This is a genomic window from Paraburkholderia sp. PGU19 (assembly GCF_013426915.1).
In the GTDB taxonomy this organism is placed as follows: Bacteria; Pseudomonadota; Gammaproteobacteria; order Burkholderiales; family Burkholderiaceae; genus Paraburkholderia.
The window spans coordinates 682,532-695,879 of the sequence record NZ_AP023180.1 but is presented as its reverse complement, the minus strand read 5'-3'; the positions used below and the strand labels follow the sequence as shown (position 1 = coordinate 695,879).

Here is a 13,348-nt window from a genome sequence, read left to right as displayed (position 1 = left end):
AAATGCGGAGGCCTCGCGATCATGGGACACGTTGCCAGCCGTTTACGGATTCCCGTGCTCGACTGGATGCACGGCTATCGCAAGGAATGGATCAAGCCGGACGTCGTCGCGGGCGTCACGGCGGCAGCCGTCGTGCTGCCCAAGGCCCTCGCCTATGCGTCGGTGGCCGGGCTGCCCGTCGAAATCGGGCTGTACACCGCCTTCGTGCCGATGGTCATCTACGCGCTTTTCGGCACCTCGCGGCCGCTCAGCGTCAGCACCAGCGCGACGCTCGCCATCCTGACGGCCGCCGCGCTCGCGCAGGCCGTTCCCGGCGGCGAAACGGCCGCGTTGATGCGCGCCACGGCGACCCTCACGCTGCTCGTCGGCGCAATGCTCGTGCTGGCCGCGTTGCTGCGCCTCGGGTTCGTCGCGAACTTCATTTCCGATCCCGTCCTGACGGGCTTCAAGGCGGGGATCGCCGTCGTCATCGTGCTGGATCAACTGCCGAAGCTGTTCGGCATCCACCCGGAAAAGGGTTCGTTTTTCCACAACGTCGCGGCCCTGGCGATGGGCATTCCCCACGCGTCGTGGTGGACGGTCGCCGTCGGCGCGGCGACGATCGCCATCCTCGTGGCTTTCGAGCACTTCTATCCACGCGCGCCCGCCCCCTTGATCGCCGTCGGCGGCGGGATCGGTGCCGTCGTGCTGCTGGGCTTGCCCGCACATGGTGTCGGCGTGGTCGGCCATATTCCGACGGGCCTGCCCTCTGTCGTGATGCCCGATTTCTCGCTGATCGGCGCACTCTGGAAGGACGCCGCCGGCATCGCGCTGATGAGCTTCACCGAAACGATCGCAGCCGGGCGTGCGTTTGCGAGCCATGGCGAACCCATGCCGAAGCCGAACCTCGAACTGTTCGCGACGGGCCTCGGCAACGCGGCGGGCGCGTGGATCGGCGCGATGCCCGCGGGCGGCGGCACGAGCCAGACGGCCGTCAACCGGCTGGCGGGCGCGCGCTCGCAACTCGCCCAACTCGTCACGGCGGCCGTCACGCTCGGCACGATGCTGCTGCTCGCGCCATTGATCGGCCTGATGCCTCACGCGACGTTGGCTGCCGTCGTGATCGTCTATTCGATCGGCCTGTTCAGCCCGGCCGATTTCCGCGCAATCTTGCGGATACGGCGCACCGAATTCCTGTGGGCGCTCGTCGCGCTGGCGGGCGTCGTGCTGCTCGGCACCTTGCAGGGCATACTCGTTGCGATTGTCGTGTCGCTGGTTGCGCTCGCGCATCAGGTGGCCGATCCGCCCGTCTACGTGCTGCGCCGCAAGCCAGGCACCAACGTGTTCCGCCCCGTCTCCGACGAGCATCCCGACGACGAGGCGTTCCCAGGGCTGCTGGTGCTGCGGATCGAGGGGCGCGTGTTCTTTGCGAACGCGGCGCACATCGGGCAGAAGCTGCGGCCGCTGATCGACGCGGCGCAGCCGAAGGTCCTGATCCTGGAGATGAGCGCCGTGTTCGATCTCGAATACACCGCGCTCAAGATGCTGATCGATGCCGAGAAAAAGCAGCGCGAGCGTGACATCGCGACCTGGCTCGTGCATCTCAATCCCGGCGTGCTCGCGGCGGTGCAACTCTCGTCGCTTGGCGCGACATTGGGTAAAGGGCGGATGTTCTTCAACATGGAGCAAGCGCTTGCGGCGTGGCAGGCGCTTCATGCGCCGGAAAAGGAAAACAGCGGGGAAAACAGCGCGCCGAAGAAGCTTTAACACGCCCGATCAAGCGCCCTTCCTGCTGCGTGATTCGGTGGCGGGCTGATCCTCGACCCATCGCCAGAACAACCGGTAGCCGACCGCGAGCATCACCGGGCCGATGAACAGACCCAGCACGCCGCTCGTGATCATGCCGCCCAACGCGCCGATCAGCACGACGGGCATCGGCACGTCGACGCCTCGGCCGAGCAGCAGCGGCTTGAGCACATTGTCGGCCAGCCCCGCGATGAACGTGTAGATCGCGAAGATGATGGTCGCGGCGCTCGCGCCTTCCGTGGCGAATACGAACACGATCACGGGAATCGTGATGAGGGTGGCGGGCAACTGCATGATGCCGATCAACAGCACCGCGAGCCCGAGCAGCCCCGCGCCGGGCACGCCCATCGCGACGAAGCCAATGCCGATCAGCAGCATCTGGATGAACGCGATGCCGACCACGCCTTGCGCGACGGCGCGGATCGTCGCAATGCACAACTCGGTGATCTTCGGGCCGTTGTCCGGGCCGGAGACGCGCGACGCGATCAGCACCGCGCTGCGACGGCCTTGCTCGCCATGCGCCATGAAAACGCCGGCGAGAATCAGCGCGACGACGAACGTCACCAGTCCGACGCCGAGCCCCGCCAGCGTGCCGAGCACGACAAGGCCGGCTTCCTTCAGTTGCGGCGCGAAGCGCTGCGCGAGTCCCGTCAGATCCGTCGAGGCTTGCAACCAGAAGTCGTACAGACGCTGCCCGACCAGCGGCCAGCCGGCGACCGCGTCGGACGGCGGCGGAATGCGGAAGCCGCCGCTCTTGATGATGGCCGTCACATGCTCGATGGAATCCGCGGCCGCCATGCCCAGCAGGTAGGTCGGCACGAGGATGATGGCGAACGCGGCGAGAATGATCAGCGTCGCGAGCAGACCGTTGTAGCGTGTCGACTGCCCTCGCAGGCGAACCAGCAGCGGATGGAGCGTGATGGCCAGAATCAGCGACCACACCAGCAGATTGAGGAACGGCACGACGATACGGAAGCAGAAGATCGCGAGAATCGCGATCAGTCCCGCGCGGATCAGCACGTCGAGCATGCCGCGCGCAAGCGACTTCTCAGAACTCTGAATGGGCAACATCGATTCTCTCCGCTGAGTCACTGCGCGATGCCCCGCGCTAACCGGTCGATCCCGCTGCCCGCGAGATGCGGTGCCGCACCACGCTGATCGCCTGCTTCAGCGCATAAACGTCCTGCAGATAGCGCGTCGGCACGCGGATCTGGCTCGCCTGCGCGTCGATGCTCTCGAGTTCGTTGTGCCATTGCGAGAGCTGGCGCGCAGATGGCTGCGCCGTCTGCCAGATTTCGTCTTCCAGCGCCTTCAGTTCGCGATACCAGACTACGAAGCGCTTCTTGACGCGAGATTCGAGGATGCGCGGCAGCGCCTGCACCAGCCCGATCAGCACGGCCATGAATGGCACCAGAATCAGCAGGCGCCGCTCGATGAAGCTTGCAAGCCAGAAAGGCAGGTAGCGCTGAAGGAACGGACGTCCCGACTTGAAGTAGCGCTCGCTTTCGCTGGAGACGGGGAATTCATCGGTATTCAGATTGGGGAAGGTGCCAAGCGGCGTGAAATAGTCCTCGCCCGCATGCGCGGTTCTGGCTGCGTCGAGCAACAGATAGACGAGCGCAGGATGCAGCGTGTCCTTGGCGACCAGCAGCGCCGTCGCGGCCAGCAACGTGACGTCCGTTTGCGGGCGATCGTCGACGATGCTGGTCGACGCGCGCGGGAACGTCACCTTTTTCAGCGACGGGAATTTCTGCACGAGCGCGTCGGCCTGAGCGAAGCTCATCAGCTTCAGGTCGCTGTTCAGCAGCATCTGCTGCATCGGCGCGTCCGGCCTGCCGATGAAGAACGCTGCGTCGAGACAGCCGTCCTGGAGGCAGCGCCAGGCTTTCGTCGCATCCATTTCGAACAGCTGGGTGTTGTCGCGCGTGATGTCGCTGTAGCCCAGCAAGACCCGCGACACCTCCAGTAGCCCGCTGCCCGGCACGCCGACGCCGATCCGTTTGCCGCGCAGTTGCGCGAGCCGGTTGATGGTCTGCGTGTCACGGTAGAAGACCCAGATCGGCTCATACGAAACGGCGGCAACCGTTTCCAGATGATCGGTTTCCTGAGGCGTGGTGGTGCCCGATTGCACGAAGCCCACCTGGTATTCGCTCGTGGGGTCTTTGAGCCGCTCGTAGTTCTCGACCGAACCGGACGAACTGCGGATATCGAGCGTCACGCCGTCGCGTTTGAGGATGGGCGCATAGCGCTCCGCAAAGCCGCGATAGATGCCCTTGTCCGCACCCGTCGTGATGACGATGCGTGTCTGGAAAGCCGGCTCGATGACCGTATACAGCCCCCAGCCCAGCGCCGCCAGCGCGATGACGGCACCAACGACAAAAAGCCACCTGCGCCGTGGCGCGACGGGTGGCTTCTGGCTGCGGTGAAGCGCTGGGTTGTCCCTGGGCATCGCCTGGCCCTCTCGTTTGCCAGGGTCCGTTCACCTGCGTGAAAGGACATTCGGAGCGCATGTGCGCGTATGTGTCGCATTAGGCGTCCAGCGTTCTGATCAGCGTAATGCACGATTCCGGGGATCGGTATTGGACCAAAGTCCAATGGTGCGGGCCGTGCCGTTGCCAGATACTCGCTGCGTGAAGCCCGCGCTTTCGGCTGCAGCGCGTGCGCAGACATGCCACTCGATATTGCGGAGCCGCGTATTCGTCTGGTCGTTGGCGGCCCGCTTGCCCCTTGTCGTCCGCTCGGCGGCGAACACGGGAACGGCGTGAAGGAGACCTTCGAAGCAGCAAAGCGACTGGCAGCGTTTTGGCCCGTCAACACAATTCGAACCTGGCTGCCAGTCCGCGCGGCGCGCGAGCGCGCGCTCGTGTTGTCGCGTGATGCTCGGCACGTTGTAGCTTGAATGGGGAGGCGCTCATGGCGTCTTTGTCGTATCGGCTATCGAACTGCCTCTGTCTTGCTGTGAATAAGCATCCGGCGCGCAAACGGGTGCTTGTGCCTCTCGTTCTGCTCGCACTGGCATCTCTCGCCGCCTGCAAGAAAGCCCCCACCGAACCCCCACGCCCGAGCGTCGAAGTCACCGTCGTCACGGTGCGGCAGCAGGAAACGCCCGTCGATTTCGAGTTCACCGCGCAGACGCAGAGTTCACGCGAGGTAGAAATCCGTGCGCGTGTGGATGGCTTTCTGGAGCGGCGCATGTACACGGAAGGCGCGCTTGTCAAGGACGGCCAGGTGCTGTTCGTGATGGACAAGCAGCCCTTCGAGGCGGCACTGCAGTCCGCCAAGGGCGCACTCGCGCAGCAGCAGGCGCGGTTACTCGTCACGAAACAGAACCTCACCCGTGTGATTCCGCTGGCCGCGCAGAACGCGTTGAGCAAGAAGGATCTCGACGATGCCACCGGCAACGAGAAACAGGCCGAAGCCGCCGTAATCGCCGCGCAGGGCGAAGTGCGCACGGCCGAGCTGAACCTGAGCTACTGCACGATCCGCTCGCCGCTGCAGGGGCTGTCGAGCTTCGCGCGTGTGCAGGACGGCAGCTATGTGACGCCGAACCAGTCGGGGCTGCTCACCTACGTCTACCAGCTCGATCCGATGTGGGTGAACTTCAGCATCTCCGAGAACGAACTGCTGCGCTATCGCGATCAGATCACCAAGGGCCTGCTGCGCTTTCCGGCCGACAACCAGTTCGACGTAACGATCATCCAGGCCGATGGCTCGGTCTATCCGCAGAAGGGCCGCATCGACTTCGCGAACCCCGCGTTCAGCCAGGAGACGGGCACCTTCCTCGTGCGCGCCACCTTCGCCAATCCGAAGGGCACGCTCAAGCCGGGCCAGTTCGTGCGCGCGATGGTCTCGGGTGCGGTACGGCCCAATGCCGTGCTGGTGCCGCAGCGCGCGGTGCTGCAGGGCGCGAAGAGCCACTTCGTGTGGGTGCTCGACCAGGACTCGAAGCCGCATCAGCGCGTGGTCGACGTCGGCGACTGGCACGGCGACGACTGGTTCGTCAACGAAGGGCTGAAGGCGGGCGAGCGGGTGGTGGTCGATGGCGCGATCCGTGTGTCGTCGGATGCGCAGATCAAGGTGGTGAGCGCGGCGCCTGGCAGTGCGCCTGCCACGCCGGCTTCCGCGCCGCCTGCGGCGAGCGCCGCCGCGGCGTCCGCACCCGCCGCCACGCTGGCGCAGACGCGCCCGGCCAGCGTGAGCCCTGACCCGATGACCCGATGACGACCGACGCCATCCGGCGCACCCCGACCCGATGAACATCTCCCACTTCTGCATCGACCGGCCGATCTTCGCCTCGGTCATCTCGATCGTCATCACGCTGGGCGGCGCGCTGTGCATGCTCGCGCTGCCCACCGCGCAGTACCCCGACATCACGCCGCCGCAGATCACGATCTCCGCGACCTACCCGGGCGCGAGCGCCGACGTGGTCGCCAACAACGTCGCCGCGCCGATCGAGCAGCAGGTCAACGGCGCCGACAACATGATCTACATGAGCTCGTCGAGCTCCTCGACGGGCAACCTGACGATCAACGCGTACTTCCAGATCGGCACCAACCCCGAACTCGCCCAGGTCGACGTGCAGAACCGCGTGAACCTCGCGCTGCCGCAACTGCCGCAGTCGGTCACCAACCAGGGCGTGCAGGTCCAGAAGAAGTCGCAGGCGTTCATGATGGTGATCGCGATCTACTCGCCCAGCGAGCGCTACGACGCCACCTATATCGCCAACTACGCGAACGTCTACGTGCTCGACGCCCTGAAGCGCATCCCGGGCGCCAACCAGTCGAGCATCTTCGGCACGCCCGACTACGCGATGCGCATCTGGCTGCGCCCTGACCGCATGGCGCAGCTGGGCATCACGGCCGCCGACGTGCAGCGCGCCGTCGCCAACCAGAACCAGCAGTTCGCCGTCGGCCGTCTGGGGCAATCGCCTACGGGCGCTCCCGTCGAACAGTCGTTCGCGGTCACGACCACCGGGCGCCTGACGGAGCCCAGCGAGTTCGAGAACATCATCATCCGCGCGCAGAGCGGCGGGGCGGCGATCGTGCGCCTGAAGGACATCGGCCGTGCCGAACTGGGCCAGAAGGACTACTCGATCCGCAGCCGCTTCCAGGGCAAGCCCGCCACCGTGATCGCCGTCTACCAGCAGCCGGGCGCCAACGCGCTCGATGTCTCCAAGCAGGTGCGCGCCACGCTCGCCGAGATGAAGAAGACGTTCCCCGAGGGCATCGACTACGAGATCGCGATGGACACCACCGAGTTCACGCGCGCCTCGATCTCGGACGTCGTGCACACGTTCTTCGAGGCCGTCGTGCTGGTGGTGATCGTCGTGTTCGTGTTCCTGCAGAGCCTGCGCGCGACGCTGATTCCCGTGCTCGCGGTGCCCGTGTCGATCGTCGGCACGTTCATGGGGATGGAGGCGCTTGGTTTCTCGATCAACATGCTCACGCTGTTCGGCATGGTGCTGGCCATCGGTATCGTGGTCGATGATGCGATCGTCGTGATCGAGAACGTCGAGCGCAACATGACCGTGCACAAGCTCGATCCGAAGGCGGCCGCCAAGCAGGCGATGGATGAAGTGGCCGGGCCCGTCGTCGCCATCGTGCTGGTGCTGTGTGCGGTGTTCGTGCCGGTGGCGTTTCTCGGCGGCATCACCGGGCAGATGTACAAGCAGTTCGCCATCACGATTGCGATTTCCGTGGTGATCTCGGGCATCGTCGCGCTGACGCTCTCGCCCGCGCTCGCGGCGCTGCTGCTCAAGCCCGGACATCACGAGAAGAAGGGCTTCTTCCGCTGGTTCGACAACCAGTTCGCGCGCATGACGGCGGGCTATACGCGTGCCGTGCGCCTCATCATCAAGCGCTTCGTGATCGCGCTGCTGCTGTTTGTCGGCATGATCGTGCTGGCCGTCGTGATGATGCGCGACATCCCCACCGCGTTCCTGCCGCCCGAGGACCAGGGCTATCTGCTGGGCGCCGTGATCATGCCCGATGCGGCGTCGCTGGACCGCACGGGGCAGGTGTCGGACCGCGTGTCCGAGTACTTCATGAAGCAGCCGGCCGTGGGCAGCATCACGACGGTCGACGGCTTCAGCATTCTCGACAGCCAGAACAAGAACAACTCGTCGACGTTCTTTGTCGGCTTCAAGAGCTTCGAGGACCGGTATTCGTCGGCCAATATCCGCACGCAGAATGCGCGCGCCGTGCTCATCGATGCCTACAAGACGCTCTCGCAGATCCGCGAGGGCATCGTCGTGCCCCTCAATCCGCCGTCGATTCCGGGGCTGGGCACCACAGGCGGCACGGAGATGTGGATCCAGAGCAAGGGTGACGCGACGATCGCGCAGTTCGCCGCCGTGGTGGACGACTTCGTCGCGAAGGCCAAGCAGCGCCCCGAACTGACGGGCGTCACCTCGACCTTCAACGCGAACTCGCAGCAGCTGCTGGTCGACGTGGACCGCGACAAGGCCGAGACGCTCGGCGTGCCCGTCCAGGACGTCTACAGCGCGATGCAGACGATGTTCGGCTCGCTGTACGTGTCGCAGTTCAACCGCTCGAGCCGGCTGTGGCAGGTGATTTTGCAGGCCGAGCCGTCGTACCGGCTGCGGCCCGACGACCTGACGCAGATCTTCGTGCGCAGCACGAACGGCAGCATGGTGCCGCTCAAATCCGTGGTGACCTCGCGCTACGTGACCGGGCCGGACCTGATCACGCGCTTCAACAACTTCCCGGCCGTGAAGATCACGGCGAACGCGGCGCCCGGCTACGCGTCGGGCCAGGTGATCACCGCGCTCGAGGAAGTGGGCGCGCAGATGCCGTCGGAGTACGGGATCGCGTGGAGCGGCGAGGCGTTCGAGGCGAAGCAGTCGGGCGGCACCTCGGGCCTGGTGTTCGTGTTCGGTCTGATCATGGTGTTCCTGATTCTCGCGGCGCAGTACGAGAAGTGGAGCCTGCCGTTCGGCGTGCTGATGGCGGTGCCGTTTGCGTTGTTTGGCGCGCTGCTGGCGATCCTGCTGCGCGGGCTGAACAACGACGTGTACTTCCAGATCGGTCTGACGATGCTGGTGGCGCTCGCGGCGAAGAACGCGATCCTGATCTTCGAGTTCGCGGTGCTCAACCGCGAGTCGGGCAAGTCGGTGTTCGACGCGACGATGACGGCGGCCGAGGAGCGGCTGCGGCCGATCGTGATGACCTCGCTCGCGTTCATCCTGGGTTGCGTGCCGCTCGCGATCGCGACGGGCGCGTCGGCCAACAGCCGGCATTCGATCGGCACGGGGGTGATCGGCGGGATGCTCGGGGCCACGGCGATCGCGGTGTTCTTCATTCCGATGTTCTTCTATGTGCTCGAAACGATGTCGGAGCGCTCGGAGAAGAAGAAGGCCAAGAAGGCGGGCGAGCCGCCAAAGGTGCCGCCTTCGGTGGGCGGCCCCAAGGTCGGCGGCGGCCCGACGACGAACCCGTCCGCACCGCGCGAGGGTGACTGACATGCGCCGCGCCCTCGTTCTCTGCGTGCCATGCGTCCTCGCCCTGAGCGGCTGCCTGCTCGGGCCGAACTACTCGCGCCCGCCGCTCGACGTGCCCGCGACGTACCGCTTCCCCGACAACTACGCGGCCGACATCGCGAACACTGAATGGTGGAAGCAGTTCGACGACCCGGTGCTCGATGAACTGATCACGACCGCGCTGGCGAACAACAACGACGTGAAGATCGCCGCGGCGCGCGTCGACCAGTTTCTCGGCCAGTTCGTGACGACGCGCGCGGCGCTGTTTCCGCAGGTCGGCGCTGGCTTCGATGCCGAACGCCAGCGCATCTCGACGTCTTCGTCGCCGCTGCTCGCGAACGTGCAGAACCCCGTGTTCAACACGTACACGGCGTCGCTCTCGGCATCGTGGGAGATCGATCTCTTCGGCCGCAATCGCCGCCTGACGGAATCGGCACGCGCAAGCCTGCTGTCGACGGAAGAAGCGAAGCGCGGCACGGTGCTGACGCTGGTGTCGTCGGTGGCGTCGTCGTATATCAACCTGCGCAGTCTCGACCGGCAGCTGGAGATCGCGAAGGCCACCACGGAGAGCCGCGCCGAATCCGTGCACGTGTTCGAACTGCGCTTCAAGGGCGGCGAGGTCTCGCAGATGGAACTCGCGCAGAGCCAGTCGGAATACGAGGCATCGCGCGCGGTGATTCCGCAGATCGAGGCGCAGATCGCGCAGCAGGAAGATGCGCTCTCGGTGCTGCTCGGGCGCAATCCGGGCGATATCCTGCGCGGGCGCGCGCTGGCCGAACTCGCGGCGCCTGCCGTACCGTCGGGGCTGCCGTCGGACCTGCTGGAGCGCCGTCCCGATCTGCGTCAGGCCGAGCAGGATCTGGTCGCGGCGAATGCGCAGATCGGCGCGGCCAAGGCGCTGTATTTCCCGCAGATTTCGCTGACGGGGCTGCTCGGCACGCAAAGCGGGCAGTTCTCGAAGCTCTTTACGGGGCCGGCGCGCGTGTGGTCGTTTGCGGGTTCGATCGCGCAGCCGATCTTCGAAGGCGGCGCGATCGTCGGCCAGGTGAAGCAGGCCGAGGCGGTGCAGCAACAGGCGCTGTACTCGTACCGCAAGGCGATCCAGGTCGCGTTCCAGGAAGTCGACGATGCGCTGATCTCGTCGCAGAAGGTGCGTGAACAGTTCGACGTGCAGGCACGCCAGGTGGACGCGCTGGCGACCTATGCACATCTGGCCCGGCTGCGGTACGAAGGCGGCTACACGAGCTATATCGAGGTGCTCGATGCCGAGCGCAGTCTCTTCAACGCGCAGCTGAACCAGACGCAGACCCAGGCGGGCGTGCTGGTGTCGTATGTGAACCTGTACAAGGCGATGGGCGGAGGCTGGGTCATCACGGCCGAAAGCATGACCACCCAGGCCGCGCAGCACAGCGGCGATCCAGCCGCGCAGAGCGCGAAATGAGCGACTTCGCCCTCCCCTTTGAACGCCTCGCCCGCAACATGAGGCGACCGTCATGAGCCGCCCGCCCGAGCTACCTGAAGCCGTCGCCGTGCCGCGCAAGCGCTGGCGCATCCAGTGGATCTGGCTGGTGCCCGCCGTCGCCGTGCTGGTCGGCATCTGGCTCGCGGTGCAGGCGGTGCTGTCGCAAGGTCCGACGATCACGATCAGCTTCAGGACGGGCGAAGGTCTGGAAGCGGGCAAGACCAAGATCAAGTTCAAGGACGTCGACATCGGCGTCGTGAAGAAAGTCGCGCTGTCGAAAGACTATAAAAACGTCATCGCGACGGCCGAACTCACGCGCGACGCCACCGACATGCTCGTCGACGACACACGCTTCTGGGTCGTGAGGCCGCGCATCGCGGGCGGCACCGTGTCGGGCATCAGTACGCTGCTGTCGGGCGCGTTCATCGGCATGGATATCGGCCACGCGAAACAGACGCGGCGCGACTACTCGGGGCTGGAGGTTCCGCCCGTGTTCGCGAACGACGTGCCGGGCCGCGAGTTCGTGCTGAAAGCAGTTGATCTGGGCTCGGTCGATGTCGGCACGCCAGTCTATTTCAGGCGCCTGCAGGTCGGACAGGTGACGTCGTTCGATCTCGACAAGGACGGCGGCGGCGTCACGCTGCACGTGTTCATCAACGCACCGTACGACCGCTACGTGAACAGCGATTCACGCTTCTGGCAGGCGGGCGGCATCGACGTGACGCTCGGCACGGAAGGCGTGCAGATCAATACGCAGTCGGTGGTGTCGATCCTCGTCGGCGGCCTCGCGTTCGAGACGCCGACCGCATCGCTTGACCGCCCCGAAGCGGACGCGAAAGCGCTGTTCCCGCTCTTCGCCACGCGCGCCGATGCGATGAAGCAGCACGACCGGATCGTCGAAACCTACGTGTTCAATTTCCAGGGCTCGGTGCGCGGCCTCGTGGTCGGCGCGCCCGTCGATTTTCGCGGCATCACGGTCGGCGAGGTGTCGGCGATCTATACGCGCTTCGATCCCGCCACGAGGCAGATCAGCATTCCCGTCGAGGTCAAGATCTATCCGGAGCGCTTCACGTCGCGTTATGCGTCGGACCCGAAAGGCGGCCGCCTCGGGGACGACCCGAGAGCGCTGGCCAATTTCCTCGTCGAACGCGGTCTGCGCGGGCAACTCAAGACGGGCAGCCTGATCACGGGCCAGCTGTATATCGCGCTCGACTTCTTCCCGAGCGCGCCCAAAGCCTCTATCGACTGGAGCCGCACGCCACCCGAACTGCCGACCACGCCGAGCGGCCTGCAATCGCTGCAGGAGTCGCTCAACCGGATCGTCGCGCGTCTCGACAGCCTGCCGCTCGAACAGATCGGCAAGAACGCGCAACAGACGCTCGCCAGCACCGCGCAGCTGATGCGCAATCTCAACACGCAAGTGGTGCCGCAGGCAAAGAGCGCGCTGACGGCAGCGCAGGCGACGCTCGATTCCGCGAACACCGCGCTGCAGCCCGATTCGGCCTTGCAGCAGGACACGAGCGACGCGGTTCGCGAGCTTGCGCGCACGGCGGCGTCCTTCCGCGCGCTGTCGGACTATTTGCAGCGACACCCTGAAGCGCTGCTGCGCGGCAAAGCCCAGGACGCGAAATAAAGTCGCGCGAGAGCCGGTTGCTCTCGCGCGACGAATGCGTGCGCTACACGATGCGTCGATAGCCTTTAGAACTTCTCCCGCACATAACGGATTGGCCGGTCGCTCGGGTGATATCCCTCCGCCTTTTTCCGCTTCGGCAGCTTGATCTTCGGGCGCGGCATCGTCTCGTACGGAATGCTGTCGAGCAGATGCGTGATCAGGTTCAGACGCGCGCGTTTCTTGTCGTCGGAGCGCACCACGTGCCAAGGCGTCTGGTCGGAATCGGTCGCCGCGAACATGTCGTCCCGCGCGCGTGAGTAGTCGTACCAGCGGCTATACGACAGCAGATCCATCGGCGACAGTTTCCAGATCTTCCGCTCGTCGGTAATGCGCGCTTCGAGACGGCGAGTCTGCTCTTCCTCGCTGACTTCGAGCCAGTACTTCAGCAGAATGATGCCCGACTGAATGATGGCGTGCTCGATCAGCGGCACGGCCTTGAAAAAATTCTCCACCTGCTCTTCCGTACAGAATCCCATCACCCGTTCGACGCCCGCGCGGTTATACCAGCTTCTGTCGAACAGAATGATCTCGCCTGCGGCAGGCAGATGCGGAAGATAGCGCTGGATGTACATCTGCGATTTCTCGCGTTCCGTCGGCGCGGGCAGCGCGACGACGCGAAAAACGCGTGGACTGACGCGTTCCGTGATTGCCTTGATCGTGCCGCCCTTGCCTGCGCCATCGCGTCCTTCGAAGATCACGCAGACCTTCGCGCCCGTTTGCACGACCCATTCCTGCAGTTTCACCAGTTCGATATGAAGCGACTTGAGCTCTTTTTCATACTCCTTGTTCTTCAATTGTCCCGGCGCTTTAGTACGCTCACGCGCGTCATTCGACTGTCCGCTGCGTACGCTGTTCTTTTCGTTCTTCAATTCAGGCATCGCTTGTCTCCTGTGACCGTCGTGTCGGTTCGGCTAGCGGCCCATGCCGCGCA

At 65.1% G+C, this 13,348-nt stretch carries 8 protein-coding genes; 5 read left to right on the top strand and 3 right to left on the bottom strand.

Translation table 11 applies throughout. The features are described 5' to 3' along the window. Positions 1-21 precede the first annotated feature (21 nt). The gene (locus H1204_RS20705; protein ID WP_180732512.1) at positions 22-1,746 is read left to right on the top strand and encodes a SulP family inorganic anion transporter; all 1,725 of its coding nucleotides are present in this window, start codon (positions 22-24) and stop codon (positions 1,744-1,746) included. A gap of 9 nt (positions 1,747-1,755) precedes the next feature. Here H1204_RS20705 and H1204_RS20700 read toward each other — a convergent pair whose 3' ends face one another. Together H1204_RS20700 and H1204_RS20695 are read right to left on the bottom strand one after the other, a co-directional pair. Then, positions 1,756-2,856 (bottom strand): AI-2E family transporter, encoded by a 1,101-nt coding sequence (locus H1204_RS20700; RefSeq protein ID WP_180732511.1) that lies wholly within the window; start codon positions 2,854-2,856, stop codon positions 1,756-1,758. A 37-nt stretch (positions 2,857-2,893) separates the two neighbouring features. After that, a complete protein-coding gene (locus H1204_RS20695) occupies positions 2,894-4,234 on the bottom strand; it encodes a TAXI family TRAP transporter solute-binding subunit (RefSeq protein ID WP_180732510.1) in 1,341 nt (446 codons plus the stop codon). A gap of 464 nt (positions 4,235-4,698) precedes the next feature. Here H1204_RS20695 and H1204_RS20690 point away from each other — a divergent pair, with 464 nt between their 5' ends. The 4 genes from H1204_RS20690 to H1204_RS20675 are packed head-to-tail and all read left to right on the top strand — an operon-like array spanning position 4,699 to position 12,378. Then, positions 4,699-6,006, top strand: coding sequence for an efflux RND transporter periplasmic adaptor subunit (locus tag H1204_RS20690; protein ID WP_180732509.1), 1,308 nt, complete (start codon positions 4,699-4,701; stop codon positions 6,004-6,006). Positions 6,007-6,037: 31 nt separating this feature from the next. Beyond that, the gene (locus H1204_RS20685) at positions 6,038-9,265 is read left to right on the top strand and encodes a multidrug efflux RND transporter permease subunit (protein WP_180729915.1); all 3,228 of its coding nucleotides are present in this window, start codon (positions 6,038-6,040) and stop codon (positions 9,263-9,265) included. Between the two features lies 1 nt (position 9,266). Beyond that, positions 9,267-10,724, top strand: coding sequence for an efflux transporter outer membrane subunit (locus H1204_RS20680; protein WP_180729916.1), 1,458 nt, complete (start codon positions 9,267-9,269; stop codon positions 10,722-10,724). A gap of 52 nt (positions 10,725-10,776) precedes the next feature. Beyond that, entirely contained in the window at positions 10,777-12,378 is a 1,602-nt protein-coding gene (locus H1204_RS20675) for an MlaD family protein (RefSeq protein ID WP_180732508.1), read from the top strand. Positions 12,379-12,443: 65 nt separating this feature from the next. Here the strand turns inward: H1204_RS20675 and ppk2 are convergent, their stop codons facing one another. Next, positions 12,444-13,295 (bottom strand): polyphosphate kinase 2, encoded by an 852-nt coding sequence (gene ppk2, locus H1204_RS20670; protein WP_180732507.1) that lies wholly within the window; start codon positions 13,293-13,295, stop codon positions 12,444-12,446. Positions 13,296-13,348: the final 53 nt, after the last annotated feature.